We start from the raw sequence: 17,593 nt of genomic DNA, 5'->3' as shown, positions 1-17,593 counted from the left end.
GATTAACGCCAAAGGAGCACTATGAACGCATCGTCTGGGGTGTGGTTGTCCATCAACGACTATTCACGCTACAAAGATGTCTCCATTTCGACCATTCGAAGACATATCAAGAATAATATTCTGAAATATAAAGAGGAGAACGGGAAGTATTTTATCTACGTTCCCTCGACTGAGAAGCTTCGCTTAAGAGAAGAGGAAGAAGTCCTAAAAATTAAATTAGAGACTGAATTACTTCGTACACAAATAAGACAATTGCGCGAAGAGAATAACGAGCTACGCATGCTGGTTGAAATCTATGAGAAACAGAGCATGAATAAAGCGTCAGCTCCTGCAGCAATGGAACTTCCACCGGAATTACCACCCATTCTATGAAATTAACTCTGCTTGTTCTTGGTCTGATTCTATCGTTCTCGGCCTTCGCACAGTCTTCTATGAGACGATGCACCCTTTTACCAATCACAGACAGTGTTGGTGGAGCGATTGGATTTAAGGTCTTTGAAGAAGTGGAAAGTAATTTGAAGAAAAGAAACTGGTGTACCTATGTTTCTAATTCTTCCATGATCGGAGTTTTTAGTAAGTACCGTGAGAATCTTCCTCAATATCTAAAAACCAAAGAAGTCCTTGCTACTGTGGCGGATAAACTTAAAGTTGGCTCTCTCATTCGTGTTGCCATCGTGAATGAGCTCAATGCAGTTGAAGTTCAGATGGATGTGTATGGTGAGAACGGAGAAGATTTATACTTCTCTGAAAAAACCGTTCTTAACCGTGATGATGTTGAAATCATCAGCCAAACGATTGCGAACTGGCTTGATATTTATGCGAAGACCATTCCTTATGATGCCAAGATCAACGGCATCCTGGGTGATCAAATTACGCTTGATGTAGGTAAGGGTTATCCCATTCAGATAGGGCAAGACTTCATTGTTAAAAGACCAATTGCCAAGAAGAAACACCCGCTTCTAAAAAAAATTGTGGATTGGGACACTGAAACTTTAGCTCAAGGTAAAGTTTTTAATATTTCTGATAACCAGGCCCTGGGTATGGTGAAGGTCTATAAGAATGACCAGAAACTTAAGGCCGGTGATTGGGTTCGTCTTGAACCTTTCAGACAATCAGTCATCAATGATCCGAATCTTGGAAAAGAAAAAGATGAAGAAAAATTAGGGACGCTGGGAATTCTTTCTGTGGCCCTGTTTGGTTCATCGTCGAGTGTTGATACTTCTACTCCAACTGGTTCAAACCGCATGAGTGGAAATCTCTTCGGTATTGATTTCCGTGCTGAAGGCTGGATCACTCGTCAGTATTTTGCGGCTCTGGAACTTATGAGAAGTCTTGGTAGCTTAAAAGAAAAATCGGGTAGCCCACAAAAAGACAGCGTGGGTGCCAACAATGGTGCGCTAAAAATCACCGGTGGTTATAAGTATCTTCCGATTGGTTTCTTCTACGGACCACAGATTGATATCTATGGTGGTTACGCTAATTACAGTTTTGATCTTGATAACTCGCCAGCTGATGGCTTTGGAAAAAACAACATTTACGGTCTATTACTAGGGGTTGCGGCCAATATTCCGATTAACCGCGAATGGCGCTTTTTTACTCAAGCTGAGTTCCTGCCTTTCCCAAGCTTTAGTGAAGATGACAAGATTTACGGTTCAAGCTCAAGCGCTTCAGCACTTGATCTCGAGATCGGTCTTAAATATCAATACACTCCAAGAATGACCATCGACGGTAGTATCGAAGCGATGTCACGCAAGGCCAAATTTAGTGGAGATTTTAAAGAGGTTTCTTATAAAGACAATCTCCTGAAGTTTGGTGTTTCGTTTAATTTCTAGAATAAAAATGCTAAAAATAGAGGATGAAGACAGCACGCATCCAAGAGTTGGAAAAACTCATCCTCCATCATAAAGAACTCTATTACACTGGTCACGCCGAAATCTCGGACGAAAAATACGACAAGCTTGAATCAGAACTAAAGTCTCTCGATCCCGAGAATCCAGTTCTGCAGTTGGTTGGCTTCAAACAGGCCGAATCAACTGCCAAGGTAGAGCATCAACGCAAAATGCTCTCACTTGATAAGACCTATGATGAAACCGATCTCGCTAAATGGATCGGTAAACACGAAGTTGTGAGCGTGTTCAAGATTGATGGCTCGAGTTGTTCTTTGATTTATGAAAATGGACATCTCGTTACGGCCAAGACTCGTGGTGATGGTCAGTTTGGTGAAAACATCACCAAGAAAGCCGTCTTCATTCCAGATATTCCTAAGCATGTGGGCAATAAAGGTCGCTTCGAAGTCCGTGGCGAAGTTTACTGTATTGAAAAAAACTTCTTCACGCTCTCCAAAGAAATGCAGGACATGGGACTGGAAGCTCCGACTTCTCAAAGAAATATTGTGGCGGGACTTCTGGGACGAAAAGAAAACATTCAGCTTTGTCGTCACTTAAGTTTTCAGGCGTTCGACATTATCGATGATGAAGTGTTCTCTAAAGAGCATCAAAAACTAGATTCCCTTAAGGGTCTGGGTTTCATTACACCTGACTATGAAATTCATAAAAGCGGAAAGGATCTTAAAGAAAGAATCGCGGAAGCGAAGACCTTCATGTCGAGCGGCGATTATCTGATTGATGGTCTGGTGGTCGTTTATGACGACTTAAAACTTCACGCTGAATTAGGCGAAACCAGTCACCATCCACGTTATAAAATTGCTTTTAAATTCGCAGGGGAAACAAAGGTCGCCAAGATCAATGAAATCGAGTGGGGCGTGTCTCGTAACGGAACCCTGACTCCGGTTGCCTTGATTGAGCCAACGGAACTCTCTGGGGCCATGATTGGCCGAGTGACTCTACACAATTTCGGGATGGTTCAAAACTTCCAGCTAAAAGCAGGAGATAAAATCGAGATCATTCGTTCAGGTGAAGTTATTCCTAAGTTTTTAGGTGTCGTTGAACGTTCAAATGGTGAATACACTCATCCGACAAATTGCCCAAGCTGTGCTTCAAAACTTGTCATTCAAGATATCTGGCTACAATGTGAAAACGATATTTGCCCAGCAAAGATTAAAGAAGAAATTCTAAATTATATCTTTAAGGCCAATATCGAAGACGTATCTGATAAACGTTTGGATGAGATGATCAATAAAGGCATCGTGGCGGGTATTCCGGATCTCTATCGTTTAAAGCATGATGACTTTCTTTTACTCGATAAAGTGAAAGATAAGCTCGCGACTAAGATGTTCGATAATATTCAGAAAACGAAACACCAAAGTCTCGCGCAATTCATTTCTGCGATTGGAGTGGAAGGTGTTTCGATCGCTAAAAGTGAAAAAATAATTGCTCAAGGATACAATACTCTCGAAAAAATTCAGGATCTCACGGTAGATAAGATGCTTCAGATCGAAGGCTTTGCTGAGAAGTCGTCTGAATCCATTCTTGCTTCACTCAGAAAGAAGAGGCCATTAATTGATGAGCTTCTAAGTGTGGGCGTGGTAGTGAAGGCCGATGAAACTTCATCAGGGGAAGGTCCACTTAAAGGTCTTTCTTTTTGTCTTACAGGAGCTTTGAGTCAGCCGCGTCCGCAAATTGAAAAACTCATTAAACAAAATGGAGGAATCATTGCTGGGGTGTCTAAGAACTTAAGTTATCTCGTGACCAATGATGAGGACAGTACTTCAAGTAAGTACGTGAAAGCGACTTCTCTTAAAGTTCCGATCATTAAAGAAGATCAACTCATGAAAATGCTCGAGGGATAGATGGCCAAGATTAAAACGGTTTTTACGTGTCAGGAGTGCGGATATAAATCAGCGAAGTGGCTAGGTAAGTGTCCGGACTGTAATCAGTGGAATTCTTTTTCGGAAGAAGAAACGATTAAGCCTAGTAAGGCGTCCCCAAAATCCGTGACTGGCCGTGAATCTCGTCCCAAAACCATTGATGAAATTGAACACGAAACGGTTGAACGCTATCAAACAAAGATCGGAGAATTCGATCGCGTGATGGGTGGCGGAGTAACGGTAGGATCTCTTACTCTCATCGGTGGAGAACCGGGCATTGGTAAATCAACTCTTCTGATGGAAGTTTGTGGAAAACTTCTGAATGAATATGGAAATGAGCGCATTTTATATGTAAGTGGTGAAGAATCAGAGTCACAAGTTGCTGGTCGCTCAAAACGCTTGGGTGTGAATAACAACGGTTTTTACATTTTTAATGAAACCAACTGGCAGAAGGTCTTAGAACAAGTTAAAGAACTAAAACCGAAATTTTTGGTACTTGATTCTATTCAAACGACTCATTCAAATCAGGTTGAATCAGCGGCCGGAACACTAACGCAAATTCGTGAAGTGACTTATGAGCTCATGAATTTTGCCAAGGCCTATAATCTTACCTGTTTTCTCATTGGTCACGTCACGAAAGAAGGACAGATCGCCGGGCCAAAAATCTTGGAACACATGGTGGACACCGTTATCTACTTTGAAGGTGACCAACTTGGGCAGTACCGAATGCTTCGAGTGATGAAAAACCGCTTCGGTAATACTAATGAAGTGGGAATTTTTGAGATGCAAGAGACTGGTCTGCGAGAGATCAAAAACCCATCACAGTATTTCTTGGAACAATCGATTCCTGGATCATATGGACGATCGTTGACTTGCATTTTAGAAGGCAGTCGTTCGCTCTTTGTAGAAATTCAGGCCCTCGTGGTAGAAAATAAATTTTCCCAAGGTCGTAGAACAACTCAAGGCTTGGATTCAAATCGTGTAGCGCTTTTAGTGGCCGTAATTGATAAGTATCTGGGAATCCCTCTTTCTTATAACGATATTTATGTCAACGTAGTGGGTGGCATGAAACTTACCACACGTGAAAACGATCTCTCGGTGATCGCTTCGTTACTGAGCTCTTATTATCAAACCCCGATTCCGAATGACACTATATTCCTTGGTGAAGTGGGACTTACTGGCGAAGTTCGATCAGTGCCGATGATGGAAATGCGCTTAAAAGAAATCGCACAGATGAATTATAAACGTGTGATCACTTCCAAACGGGCTGCCGAAGATCTTAAAGGTAAATACAAGTTAGAAATCGTTGGCATCAGTAAGGCGAGTGAACTTAAAAATCTGTTATTCAAATGAATAAATTAACCAATATTCAGATAGTGACTAAAATATTATTGGGAACGTTCCTGATGTTTGCTGGAATCTCTCATCTTACCTGGTCAAGAACTGAGTTTCTGGCCCAAGTTCCTTCTTGGGTTCCACTTGATGGAGACTTGGTGGTTTTACTTTCAGGAATTGTGGAAATTACTTTAGGTCTGGGTCTTATAACACTCATCAAAAAGTCCGCACACGTAGGTTTAATAACCGCTGCATTCTTTGTTGCTATTTTTCCTGGAAACATTTCTCAGTATGTTAATCGTATTGATGCTTTTGGGTTGGATTCGGATGAGGCGAGATTGATTCGATTGTTCTTTCAACCGCTCTTGATTTGGTGGGCGCTCTGGTCAACAGGTGCGATCTCCTTCTTTCGAAAGAGATCGCAATCTAAATAATTAGAGATATAAACGCTTAATCGTTTCGTCCCAGAGTGTTTTCTTTTTCCCGTAATATGGATTCTTCTCTGGCGTGAACTCTTTCTCAAGCTTCCAGTAGCGACCCATATCTTCGATACTCACTTCACCTCGACCAACTAAGCAACCAACTGCTACGCCAAATGCCGTAGTGTCGATAACTTGCGGACGAAGAATCGTTTTCTGAGAGAAGTTTGCCTGCATTTGCATCAGGATGTCGTTAGCAGCAGCGCCACCATCAACGCGGATGTCATTTAGCTGAGGGAAATCTTTTTTAAAGCTTGAAACTGAATCATTGAGCGACAGAGCAATTCCTTCAAGACAGGCGCGAGCGATGTGACCGTTATGTGTATCACGGGTCAGACCAACGATTGCGGCCTTCGCATGTGAATTCCAATACGGAGTTCCGATCCCTGTAAAGAACGGCATAAAGAGAACGTGTTCCATTTGCGAGAGGTCAGTGACTTGCGCAGCAAGCTCCGAAACTTCAGGAGAAGATTTGATGCTCTTTAAATTATCACGAAGCCACTGAACCGCAGCCCCTGCAATGTAAGCAGAACCTTCGAGGGCATAAACTTTGTGACCGCGGAATGAATAGGCCGCAGTTGTGAGAAGCCCAGTCGTTGAATGAATAAGTTTTTCACCGGTGTTCAGGAGAAGGAAAGCTCCTGTTCCGTAAGTCGATTTAATGTCACCCACGCGCACACAGGCCTGGCCAAAAAGTGCGGCCTGCTGATCACCCAAGATTGAAAGAATAGGAATGCCATCCGGAAGAATTCCGCAATTTCTTGTTTCACCAAAATTTGTGAATGATTCACGAATCTCTGGTAAAAACTCGCGCGAGATATCAAAGAATGAAAGAAGCTCAGAGTCCCAGTTGAAGGTCTCAAGATTCATGAGCATGGTACGTGAAGCGTTTGATGCCTCCGTCACATAACTTCTTCCATCTGTCAGGCGATGAACCAGAAATGTATCTACCGTTGAAAGACAAAGATCTTTTCTATCGGCAGCAACCTTTACTGATGGCACATGATCCAGGAACCAGCGCATTTTTGTGCCCGAGAAATAGGGATCAAGTGGAAGACCGGTCTTTTTACGACAGACTTCCATATACTTTGCTGAATGTTCTTCACAGTAAGCGGCGGTACGACGATCCTGCCAAACAATGGCGTGATGAAGGGGCGTACCTTTTTTATTATAAGCACAAGTGGTCTCACGTTGATTGGTGATACCAATGGCGCCGATTTGTTTTGGATCAATTTTTGATCTTTTAAGCACAGAGCCCACGGCGATGGAAACTGATTCCCAAATGTCATTGAGATCGTGTTCAACCCATCCTGGCTTTGGATAAATTTGGCGGTAATCAGATTTTTCTTTATCGAGGACTTTTAGAGTTTTGGCGTCGATAACAAGCGCAGTTGTGCCTGTTGTGCCTTGATCAATGGCCAATAGATAATTCATGAATCCATCCTTAATTCAAAAAATTGCTTAACGTAATTGAACCGCTTTCGGTTTATTTGGTCCATCGTTAATGATGAGATTTGCAGAGTATTCCCAGTAGCGCGAAAGGTTATGATTCATGAAGCTAACAAAACCCCAGGAAATGCCCATTAGGACGCACATAAGCAATACGAACTCTACGATCGATTGGCCGCGTTCTCCTAATTTCTGGGTCTTGTTAATCAATATGTTCCAGGGCTTCATAATTCTTTCTTTCTCAGATACAATTGTGATCCATAAGGACGTTTGCAATGAAGAAAAAGCTTATTCCCATTCTGCTCTTTATCCTGGCCTTTACGGGCTTCCTCTCCACCCAAATCCTTTGGGACAACTTCAATAGTAACGCGGAATTAGTGGAAGAGGACAAACAAAAACACTCCGTATATGAGACCAATTTCCAAACGCTTAAATTAACGACGTCTAAGAATACGACTATTGAACTCAAGAAAGATCCTTCGCCAATTATCCTGCTTAATTTCTGGGCATCCTGGTGTATTCCCTGCCTAAAAGAGTTCCCTTCTCTGGTGCAATTTCAGGAAAAATATAAGGGGAAAGTGAAGGTCATTGGGATCAATGGTGACGACGCTGATTCGGCCGAACACATTCGTAAAACTGAGTCGAAGTACCATCTGAATTTTGAATCAGTAGAAGATCCAAGAAGCCATATCTCGGAGATGTTTCAGATTCGCACCTATCCGGTGTCGATTGTTTATCACAAGGGCAGAGTCATCTACGTGAATAAGAAGCTCCATAATTTTATGGATAAAGACTTCTTAGACATGATTGATAAACAACTCGGCCAGTAATTACTTTTCAGTTTCTCGATTATCGGCCGATGTTTTGAAGGCCGGGATCATTAACAAGATTCTCGGGTCGGCCTGAGTGTCATTGAGAATTTCCACTACCCATTCATCTAAGCTGCGAGTGCTGAAGGTCGACAAACGCATTTTCATTAGCTGTTTTCCATTGGTCCCCGTTACTGAAAAACTTGGGGCCAATATTTCTTTCTTTTCAGATTCTGCAATCACTTTTCCAGTGGCATCCAGAATGCTGTATTTTGAGTAGATATCAAACATGTTGTGGAAAACTCTTTCTTTTATTTTCCCTATTATTTTCCCGGCGCAATCTTTGATTTCAATTTCAGTACCGCCACTGAACATTCTCTGTCGGGCGGTCGCAATTTTTTGGCGTTTATTATCGTAAAGATCAAATGTGGTGGTGGCGCTTAAGAGACGTTCTTCGATTTTGGCGATCCGATTTCCACCAGCATCGAAAGTCATATCGGTTGCACGCGAGCTAAATAGACTCTCTCGCGCCATAAATTTTTTTGGAACTTTGAATTCCGGACAATTAGCAAATGCCGAAACTGATGAAAGGAGAATGATGGCAGAAAGTAGTGTTTTCATTTTTTCTTCTCTTCTTTTTCACGTTGTTCATTATCAGATGAAGTTTTAAAGGCAGGAATCATTACCAGAATACGTGGATCGATCACGCCTTCTTTCAAAATTTTTATGTTCCAGTTATCTACGAGCACGTTAATCATTGGACGAGTCATGCGCATGATCTCTTCTTTCTTTTTGTCCTTATGAGTGAAGACCTTGAATTCAGTGCTGAAGAATTCCATCTTTTCAGTCGCGGCGATGACATTGTCATTAGCATCCAGGATTTCATAACGAGTATAGAAGTCCCATATAGAGCGCAGGATATTTTCTTTCACTTTACCGATGAGGTTGCCCTCACAGTCTGAGACTTCAATAGTAGTGCCCCAACTGAACAGTTTTTTTCGGGCATGGGCCACTTTCTTCCCATCGATATTGTAGAGATCAAACGTAGGAGTAAGACGAACCACTCTTTCTTCAATTTCACCCAGGCGAGTTTTATTGGCGCTCAAATCCATGTCCACACCAAGAGATGCCCATTGTTCGCGGGCCTTAAATTGGGTTGGCAATTCTATGCTCGGACAAGCAGCAAATGCGGATAGAGTCGTTGCGAACGTAAGTAGCGCTAATAGACCTTTCATAGGTACTCCAAGAGGATTTGAAGTATTAAGCCATGAAATTAGATACGAATGTTAAAGTGTGAACACTTTATAGGGTCGTTACCGCGAAGTTTTTGCCCCAATTATAAGTAATGTGGGACAAGCTTTCGGTCTTAAATATTGAAAACCGCGGACGCATACCAGGCAGCAGGGCACCTTGATTAGGAAGGGCAAGGGCTGCAGCTGCGTTTAGGGTAATCCCAGTCCAAAGTTCTGCTTGGTTAAGCTTCATTTGGGCCGAGGCGATGGAAGCAATCAGGAGTAGGTTATCACAGTGACAAGAGCCGGGATTGTAATCTGAGGCAATTGAGACCTTCGCTCCACCATCTAGGATAGTACGCGCAGGGGCCAAAGGTTTTCCTAAGAAGAACGCCGTTCCAGGAAGAAGAGTCGCAACTGTTTTTGAGTTTGCCAGCGCTGCAATTCCAGAAGCTGAAATTTTTAATAGGTGATCTGCAGAAAGTGCCTCATGTTTTACAGCGAGTTTCGCTCCATCATTATCATTTAATTCATCGGCATGGATCTTGCGAGCTATGCCTAGTTGCTTGGCACGGGAGAATAATAAATCCGTGTCTTCAGCAGTGAAATAGTTCTTCTCGTGGAAGATATCCACGGCATCAATCACTTTCATTGGTGCCAGTTTTTCTAAAAGCGGCAGTACCACTTCTTTTAAATACTGAGATGAAGAAGAGAAAGTGCGAGGCACATCATGGGCCGCGAGATAAGTATTAAAAATCTGAATCTTGGGTTGATACTTTTTCTTCAGGCGATCAATTACGAGCGAAACTTCGTATTCTTTCTCAAAATTAAGACCATAACCGGACTTGATTTCAATTGTACCAATTCCATAAGAATGAAGACGCTCTATGCGAGCACAAGCTGAATTAAACAGCTCTTCAGTTGTTGCCTTATTCGTTTGAGTCATGGTGAGGAGAATTCCACCGCCACGCTTGGCGATCTCTTCGTAGCTCACACCATTTAAACGATCAGCGTACTCTTGCGCGCGATCTCCACCGAATACGATGTGAGTATGTGAATCCACCATTTCCGGTGTCAGCACATGGCCCTTCATATCGATGGAGTTTTTTTGATATTCGGCCGGAAGTTCTGAAGACTTTCCAGTCCAAACGATACGTTCATCATCAAATACAATCGCTCCGTCCTCGATGATTGATAAATCAGCGGGAACAAGTCGGCGCCCGTCTTTTTTCAGGGCGCCTTCCAGAGTTACTAATTGATTGAGATGAACGTAAGTTTTCATAGTGATGGGAACTTAATTTTAGTCGTTGGTTTTTTCGCGATATCAAGAGCGATGTCGTAGCCCGCGTCTGCGTGACGAACGATGCCCATACCTGAATCTGAGTTTAGAACGCGTGATAGACGCTCATCCATCTCGGCCGTTCCGTCACAAACGATCACCATACCAGAGTGCTGAGAATAACCCATACCTACACCACCACCGTGGTGAAGAGAAATCCAGCTAGCACCGTTATTGATGTTGATCATCGCGTTTAGTAGAGGCCAGTCAGAAACTGCATCTGAACCGTCTTTCATCGCTTCTGTTTCACGGTTTGGACTTGCCACTGAACCACAGTCTAAGTGGTCACGGCCGATCACGATTGGAGCTTTAACTTTCTTCTCACGAACAAGTTTATTGAATAGAAGGGCCGCTTTTTCACGGTCACCGTACTTTAACCAACAGATACGAGCAGGAAGGCCTTGGAACTGAATCATTTTGCCGGCCTTATCAAGCCAGTTGATCATCGATTTGTTCTCTGGGAAAAGCTCTTTAAGAGCTTCATCTGTTACGCGGATGTCTTCTGGATCACCAGAAAGAGCGACCCAACGGAATGGACCAGATCCTTCACAGAATAGAGGACGGATGTAAGCTGGAACGAAACCCGGGAAAGAGAAAGCGTCTTTAACACCAACTTTCTGAGCACCAGCACGAAGGTTGTTACCGTAATCAAATACGTGAGAGCCTTTCTTCTTAAAAGCGATCATCACGCGAACGTGAGCGCCCATTGTTTCGTAAGAATACTCAGTGTATTTCTGAGGATTGGTTTTTCTTAGTTCATTAGCTTCTGCCAGAGTCATACCAGCAGGAACGTAACCGTTAAGTGGATCGTGAGCTGAAGTTTGGTCAGTCACTAGATCTGGAACGATGCCTTGATCAAGTACGAACTCGAAGAAATCAACAGCGTTACCAACCACACCAACAGTGAGTGCTTCACCAGCGTTCTTCGCTTTAAGAGCGATTTGAAGAGCTTCATCGAAGTTGTTCGCTAGAACGTCGAGGTATTTTGATTTAAGACGTTTCTCGATGCGAGTTACATCCACGTCACAGCAAAGACAAACACCTTCCGCCATTTTTACAGCGAGTGGTTGAGCTCCACCCATACCGCCGATACCGGCAGTAAGAACGAGTTTACCTTTAAGAGTTGCGTTCTCGCCCCAGTGCTTGCGAGCAGCAGCTGCGAAAGTCTCATAAGTACCTTGAACGATGCCTTGAGAGCCGATGTAGATCCATGATCCAGCAGTCATTTGACCGTACATCATGAGACCTTCGTCTTTTAGTTTATTGAAGTGATCCCAGTTCGCCCAATTAGGAACAAGGTTTGAGTTCGCGATTAGGACGCGAGGACCTTGAGGGTTAGAAGGGAAAACCGCCACTGGTTTACCAGATTGAACGATAAGTGTTTCGTTGTTCTCCAGATTCTTAAGCGTGTTGATGAGATCATTAAGCGCTTTTGGGTTTCTTGCAGCCTGGCCGTTACCACCGTAAACAATTAATTGCTCGCGGTCTTCAGCAACATCAGGGTGAAGGTTATTGAGTAAACAACGAAGAGCGGCCTCTTGGTGCCAGCCCTTACAAGTTAATTTGTCACCAGTCGGTGGAAGAGGAATATTTGACATAAAATCTCCTTAGGCTAGTGGGCCAACTACGGCTTCCACTTCCTTAATTAGTTCTTCACTTTGAACAAGTTTAGTTAAATTCTCGATGTCTTTGTGGAAGATACGATCTTCGCCAATTGGTTGAACGTGCTTTCTCACAAGCGAGTAAGCTTTCTCGATAGCAACTGAAGACTTCATCGGACGAAGGAACTCGATCCCTTGCGTGTTACAAAGAAGTTCGATCGCCAGACAGTTTTGAACGTTCGACACAACTTCATGAAGTTTACGTCCAGCAGTCACACCCATTGATACGTGGTCTTCCTTATCTGTTGATGTCGGAATTGAATCCACTGAAGCTGGGTGACAAAGATATTTGTTTTCAGAGGCCAGGGCCGCCATTGTTACGTGAGCGATCATGAGACCAGAGTTAAGACCTGAGTTCTTCGTTAGGAATGCTGGAAGATCAGAGAAGCTTGGGTTCATCATCTTTTCCACACGGCGTTCAGCGATGTTGGCGATTTCAGAAAGTCCCATCGCCAGATAATCCATACAAAGAGCAAGTGCTTCACCGTGGAAGTTACCACCAGAGATAACGTCACCAGTTTCGATGAACACAAGCGGGTTATCAGTTACAGAGTTAAGCTCGATGTTAAGCACTTCTTCTGCGTGACGAATAGTTTGTCTGCAGGCCCCATGAACTTGTGGGATACAACGAAGTGAATATGGATCTTGAACCTTACCATCGTCCTTATGAGAAACGGCAATTTCAGAACCTTTAATCAGTGTCAGCATGTTACGAGAAACATCGACCTGGCCTGGTTGAGGCTTAAGCATTGAGATGCGAGCATCATAAGCTGCAGGTGTTCCGCGAACAGCATCAAGAGTTAGACTAGCGATGATATCGGCCTGTTTTACAATTCTTTTAGCGTCCCAAAGGGCAAGAGCACCAAGGGCAAGCATTACGGAAGTTCCGTTAATAAGTGCTAGACCATCTTTGGCACCAAGCTTCGCTGGTGTTTTACCAATCTGGTGAATGGCGAAATCAGATTTAACGATCTTGCCGCCGTACTCAACTTCACCTTCGCCGATAAGAGCAAGAGCGATGTGAGAAAGTGGAGCTAGATCTCCTGAAGCACCCACTGAACCTTTTTCAGGAATCACGGGATTAATGTCATAGTTAATGAAGTCAAAAAGAAGCGCGATCGTATCTGGAGTTACACCAGAGAAACCCTGGATCAAGCAGTTCGCACGTGAAAGCATGATAGCACGAGTAACCGTACGGTTAAACGGACGGCCAACACCTGTACAGTGAGAGCGAATCAAGTTGTATTGAAGTTGCTCAAGGTCTTCTACTGCGATTTGTTTTGAGGCAAGAGCTCCGAAACCAGTGTTAATACCGTAAACAGGTTTCCCTTTTTTCACGATATCAAGAACCACTTGGCGAGACTTGTGCATTTTGTCCCAGGCAGCTGCTTCGATTTCTAGTTTTACTTCGCCGGCCTTTGCTTTAGCGATGAAGGCCAGATCTTCCAGAGTAAGATTGGTACCGTTTAGTTTAAATACTTTAGCTTTGTCGAAATTTAACATGTGTGAACCTTAACGAATTTTATTAATACGAGAGAGATAATCTTTATTAGGAGCTCCGAAGACATAAGAACCAGCAACTAGATTGTTGGCCCCGGCTTGGATAAGGTACCCGGCATTCTCGCCATTGATTCCGCCATCAACTTGGATTTGGAAGTTGAGTTTGTTCTCATGACGAATAAGATCCAGGGCAATCACTTTATCAATCGATTCTGGCATGAACTTCTGGCCACCGAAGCCCGGCTCAACACTCATGATGAGGACGAGATCAACCATCTCCCAAATTTTCATCGGGATTGCTGATAGGGGAGTTCCAGGTTTAAGAGAAATTCCGGCAGAAGGATAAAGTGCTTTGATTTTTTTAATAAGTTCTTCAGGATTCTTCGTCGCTTCCCAGTGAAAGGTGAAGTTATGAAGACCTACGTTCTTGAAGTTTTCCACGAAGAAGTCTGGATCCGTCACCATGAAGTGAGCATCAAGCTTGTGCTTAGAAACAGTTTTAACTTTGTTAAGTACTGGTTCACCGAAGGTTAGGTTCGGAACGAAGTGCGAGTCCATGACGTCTAAGTGAAGCCATAGATCATCGATCTCATTTAAACGCTCTAGTTCAGTCTTTAGTTCCAGAAAATCTACTGACAGAAGACTTGGTGAAATGATGACCGACATACTATTCCTTATCAGAAGTTAGAATGATTTCAGTTTTAATGCCGTTTAGTAGTTCGCGATCCGTGCAGGCCTTTTTGCCTTCAAGCTGAACTTGAGTGAGGCGAAGAGTTCCATCTACGCAACCAACTACCAGTGAACCTAGATCGTTCTCGGCCTTACCTGGAGCTAGTTTCTTGTGATATTTTTGTGCTTCCAAAACTTTAAGACGTTTACCGTTTAAGAAACAGTAAGTGCCGGGCCAGGGATCAAGCGCGCGAATGTTATTTAGAATTTGAGCGACGGTCTTTTCTTTGAAGTTCAGAAGACCATCTTCTTTTTTAAGAGTCGGAGCAAATGAAACTTTGCTCTCGTCTTGAACTGTATAGGTAACTTTGTTTTCCAGAAGCTTTGTGATGAGATCATTCATCGCTAGAGCTGCTTGGAACTTCAATCGCGTATAAAGTTGTCCACCAGTTTCAGTTTCCGCAATGGGAACTGTGTGAAAGTGAACAAGATCACCAGCATCCATTTTCTTCACCATCTTCTGAATCGAAACACCTGTCTCAGTGTCGCCGTTAAGAAGTGCGTATTGAATCGGAGCGGCCCCACGATACTTCGGAAGAACTGAAGTGTGGATGTTAAAACAACCAAGCTTTCCCATGTTTAGCATGTTGCTGCCGAGGAATTGAGCAAAGGCCAGAACCACAACGAAGTCTAGTTCTTCCGCTTTAAGCTTTTCCAGGAACTCTGGTTCTTTGTTAATGTTTTCAGTTTGAAAAAATGGAATTCGCTTCGCTTTGGCGAATTCAATCACCTCAGGTGATTTTAAATCCATGCCACGTCCGGATGGTCGGTCGGGCATAGAAATAACGTAACGAAGATCAATATGAGGATGGTTACTTAGTAAATCGAGAGTAGGAACTGAAAAGTCCGGCGTCCCACAGAAGGCAACACGAAACTTTTTCATTTAACCTTCTCTTTCACCATTTTCTTTTTATAGAAATTCTTTTTGAGATTACTTAAACGCTCGATGAAAACAATTCCTTCAAGGTGATCGTTTTCATGCTGAATACAAATTGAAAGAAGATCATCTGCTTCCATTTCGTGTTCTTTGCCGTTCAGATCCTGGTACTTCACCTTGATGCTTTCGTAGCGCTTAACTTCTTCGTAAACACCAGGCACAGATAAACAACCTTCTTCATAAGTGGTTGTTCCAGAAGTTCCTGTGATCACCGGATTGATCAGAACCATGGGATTAAAGTTCGACATGCGGACTTCTTCTTTCCCAGCAGAGTTCGTAACCACTTCACGGTCATAACCGACATCTAGCACAAAAATTCTCTGGCCAATTCCCACTTGAGGAGCGGCGAGTCCAATTCCAGGGGCGTGGTACATCGTAAACAGCATGTTCTTCACTAAGTTATGAAGATCAGGTGTAAATTCAGTCACCGGCAACGCCTTAGTGGAAAGAACAGGGTCAGGATAGGTCACGATAGGGAGACGCTCTCCCTCAAGTTTGTAATTTTCGATATTCATAGGGGCTTTTATAGCACAGACAAGAGTGAAATTAAATCGAGAGTTTTCTATGTTTCCAGAAGGTAAATAGCACGTAACTGAAGAATAAAAGCGGCACAATTCCCGTCGCAAGCCATGGGGCAACTGCTCCAGAATTTCCATAAGCTACGGCGCCACTGTAAAGAACCCAAAACAGGACAGTAACCAACAAAGTCAGAACGACATTCTTACCAAATGAATCAGAACGACGGTTTGGATTGAAAATAGTTGAAACTGGAATAAGGGCGAAGACCAGACACACAAAACTCAAAAACACTTTATTCATCAGAATGATTTCGTACTCGGAAATATTGATTCCGGTTCTCGACATGCGTTTGATGAATTGATTGAGTTTGAAAAAATTCAGAGTCGTGAGATCCGCTTCAAATTCACCGAAGTCATCTGGATTTTCATTCAGTGACATGGTGATCTCTGGCTTGGTTGTTTGCATCGGAAAGGTCGGAGTACTAAGACCTGAAAGTTCCGTCACATTCGTGAGTAGCCATTTTCCTTCTGAAATGAAAGAGGCCTTTTGGGCCTTTAGGATTTTTGAACTCGTGTGATTTTCTGTAAAGTAATAGATTTCTACATCTTGAAGCACATTGGATTTTCGATCGAAGAAACCAAATGAAGCAAAATAATTTTGTGACTTATACCAGAATCTTCCACCTTCAATACTACTGCGGGTAAGGTACTTACCTTCGGATTTTCGGCTCTTTTGAATTTCCTGACGTTTTACTTTATTGGCATAAGGCTCAACGAAACCAAGGTTAAGAAACTGAAGGCCAACCATGGTAAGCGCACAAGCACCGACCAAAAAATAAATGCGGCGATAAGAATATCCGGCCGCAAGAATGGCGATAAGTTCAGCGTGGGCCTTGAGATTATTCAATGAAAAGAGAGTGGCCACGAGACAACAGATGGGAAACATCTTTCCCATAAGGTCCGGCATCTTGAGAGAATATTCAAGCAGAACTCTCATGGCGTCTTTCCCTTGAAGGAAGCCGTTAATCAAATCCGCCGTAGAAATTAAAAGGAACAACACGGTCACGGCCGCGATGAGACTTTTAAACCACTGCTTAATGATTAAGTTCGAGAGAATCATTTAGTTAGTATAAGGCGAAGGATCGTTTTTGAAAACAAAACCAGGGCCGGGCGAATGAATAATCGCGCCACGAGGTGCATGGCAGGACTTTTTTCCCAGCGAGTAACGGCGGTTGATGAATGGCCATAATATAAACGCACTAGTTCCTGGCCGGTTTTGTAATTAAGAAGCCAGTCTTTAAACTCACGGAACTCATTTGTTACTGGATGCTCGTGACCATAACAGAATGTCACGACATAACACTTCTTAGATTGAACATAGATTTGTTGATAAGCGTCCCGAAAAGCATCCGGATTTTTGAAAACTGATTTTTTTAAATGCTTACGAATCAGTTCTGAGTTCACAACCTGATAAGGTTGATTGGCCGAGAAGGCAACAAACTGCTCAAGACAGCGGCGTGAGTCTTCCTGAAACTTTGGAACGGCGTCATAGATACGGGCCATTTCAAAGAACACGTGACTCATCATGAGCATTTCTGTGATGTCGGACTTTGAATCAAAATGTCCGGTTTTAAGAGAGTAGAAATCCTTCACGTGCTTCACTTCGGCCATGATGTCCATGTACTCGGTGAAACGTTGAAGAGCGGTGGCGTAATCGCCAGCGTCCAAACATTCTTTTCCGTATTTAGTGATAGTAATGCGATTGTCGTATTTGTGTTTTAATACGAGCATCTTCTCCCGTTCTTCACGGACTTCTTTAGCGGACTTAGTTGTGGCCAT

At 43.1% G+C, this 17,593-nt stretch carries 18 protein-coding genes; 6 read left to right on the top strand and 12 right to left on the bottom strand.

Features of this window, described 5'->3' with window-relative positions:
- Positions 1–21: 21 nt before the first annotated feature.
- From SOO65_RS01310 to SOO65_RS01290, 5 genes are read left to right on the top strand one after another with little or no spacing between them, the layout of a single operon-like run.
- Positions 22–372, top strand: a complete 351-nt coding sequence (locus SOO65_RS01310) for a hypothetical protein (protein WP_321395734.1) — start codon at positions 22–24, stop codon at positions 370–372.
- Entirely contained in the window at positions 369–1,832 is a 1,464-nt protein-coding gene (locus tag SOO65_RS01305; RefSeq protein ID WP_321395731.1) for a hypothetical protein, read from the top strand. The genes SOO65_RS01310 and SOO65_RS01305 overlap by 4 nt, the downstream gene beginning before the upstream one ends.
- Positions 1,833–1,855: 23 nt before the next feature.
- On the top strand, positions 1,856–3,748 hold the full coding sequence (gene ligA, locus SOO65_RS01300) for an NAD-dependent DNA ligase LigA (RefSeq protein ID WP_321395728.1): 1,893 nt from the start codon (positions 1,856–1,858) through the stop codon (positions 3,746–3,748).
- Positions 3,749–5,119, top strand: a complete 1,371-nt coding sequence (radA, locus tag SOO65_RS01295; protein WP_321395726.1) for a DNA repair protein RadA — start codon at positions 3,749–3,751, stop codon at positions 5,117–5,119.
- Entirely contained in the window at positions 5,116–5,535 is a 420-nt protein-coding gene (locus SOO65_RS01290; protein WP_321395723.1) for a DoxX family protein, read from the top strand. Before radA ends, SOO65_RS01290 begins: the two co-directional genes overlap by 4 nt.
- On the opposite strand, the gene SOO65_RS01285 is transcribed toward SOO65_RS01290, so the two are convergent.
- Both SOO65_RS01285 and SOO65_RS01280 read right to left on the bottom strand, forming a co-directional pair.
- On the bottom strand, positions 5,536–7,014 hold the full coding sequence (locus SOO65_RS01285; protein WP_321395720.1) for an FGGY family carbohydrate kinase: 1,479 nt from the start codon (positions 7,012–7,014) through the stop codon (positions 5,536–5,538).
- Positions 7,015–7,041: 27 nt separating this feature from the next.
- Positions 7,042–7,257 (bottom strand): hypothetical protein, encoded by a 216-nt coding sequence (locus SOO65_RS01280; protein WP_321395717.1) that lies wholly within the window; start codon positions 7,255–7,257, stop codon positions 7,042–7,044.
- Between the two features lie 47 nt (positions 7,258–7,304).
- Between SOO65_RS01280 and SOO65_RS01275 the strand changes: the two genes are divergently transcribed.
- Positions 7,305–7,859, top strand: coding sequence for a TlpA family protein disulfide reductase (locus SOO65_RS01275; RefSeq protein WP_321395714.1), 555 nt, complete (start codon positions 7,305–7,307; stop codon positions 7,857–7,859).
- Here SOO65_RS01275 and SOO65_RS01270 read toward each other — a convergent pair whose 3' ends face one another.
- From SOO65_RS01270 to SOO65_RS01225, 10 genes are all read right to left on the bottom strand, one after another.
- Entirely contained in the window at positions 7,860–8,459 is a 600-nt protein-coding gene (locus SOO65_RS01270; RefSeq protein WP_321395710.1) for an LURP-one-related/scramblase family protein, read from the bottom strand.
- The gene (locus tag SOO65_RS01265) at positions 8,456–9,073 is read right to left on the bottom strand and encodes an LURP-one-related family protein (protein WP_321395708.1); all 618 of its coding nucleotides are present in this window, start codon (positions 9,071–9,073) and stop codon (positions 8,456–8,458) included. The genes SOO65_RS01270 and SOO65_RS01265 overlap by 4 nt, the downstream gene beginning before the upstream one ends.
- Positions 9,074–9,140: 67 nt before the next feature.
- On the bottom strand, positions 9,141–10,352 hold the full coding sequence (gene hutI, locus SOO65_RS01260) for an imidazolonepropionase (RefSeq protein ID WP_321395704.1): 1,212 nt from the start codon (positions 10,350–10,352) through the stop codon (positions 9,141–9,143).
- Positions 10,349–12,007 (bottom strand): urocanate hydratase, encoded by a 1,659-nt coding sequence (gene hutU, locus SOO65_RS01255; RefSeq protein WP_321395701.1) that lies wholly within the window; start codon positions 12,005–12,007, stop codon positions 10,349–10,351. Before hutU ends, hutI begins: the two co-directional genes overlap by 4 nt.
- Before the next feature lie 9 nt (positions 12,008–12,016).
- A complete protein-coding gene (gene hutH / locus SOO65_RS01250) occupies positions 12,017–13,573 on the bottom strand; it encodes a histidine ammonia-lyase (protein WP_321395698.1) in 1,557 nt (518 codons plus the stop codon).
- Between the two features lie 9 nt (positions 13,574–13,582).
- Positions 13,583–14,236 (bottom strand): ribulose-phosphate 3-epimerase, encoded by a 654-nt coding sequence (rpe, locus tag SOO65_RS01245; RefSeq protein WP_321395695.1) that lies wholly within the window; start codon positions 14,234–14,236, stop codon positions 13,583–13,585.
- A gap of 1 nt (position 14,237) precedes the next feature.
- Positions 14,238–15,182 carry a methionyl-tRNA formyltransferase gene (fmt, locus tag SOO65_RS01240; protein ID WP_321395693.1) on the bottom strand — a complete coding sequence of 315 codons (945 nt, stop codon included), beginning with the start codon at positions 15,180–15,182 and terminating at the stop codon, positions 14,238–14,240.
- Positions 15,179–15,751 carry a peptide deformylase gene (gene def / locus SOO65_RS01235; protein WP_321395690.1) on the bottom strand — a complete coding sequence of 191 codons (573 nt, stop codon included), beginning with the start codon at positions 15,749–15,751 and terminating at the stop codon, positions 15,179–15,181. The genes fmt and def overlap by 4 nt, the downstream gene beginning before the upstream one ends.
- A 31-nt stretch (positions 15,752–15,782) precedes the next feature.
- Entirely contained in the window at positions 15,783–16,874 is a 1,092-nt protein-coding gene (locus tag SOO65_RS01230; RefSeq protein WP_321395687.1) for an LptF/LptG family permease, read from the bottom strand.
- Entirely contained in the window at positions 16,871–17,593 is a 723-nt protein-coding gene (locus SOO65_RS01225) for a hypothetical protein (RefSeq protein ID WP_321395684.1), read from the bottom strand. Before SOO65_RS01225 ends, SOO65_RS01230 begins: the two co-directional genes overlap by 4 nt.

Origin of the sequence: Peredibacter starrii, from assembly GCF_034259205.1 — a bacterium.
Taxonomy (GTDB): Bacteria; Bdellovibrionota; Bacteriovoracia; order Bacteriovoracales; family Bacteriovoracaceae; genus Peredibacter; species Peredibacter starrii.
The sequence above is the reverse complement of the archived record's forward strand: the minus strand, read 5'-3'. Positions and strand labels throughout refer to the sequence as shown.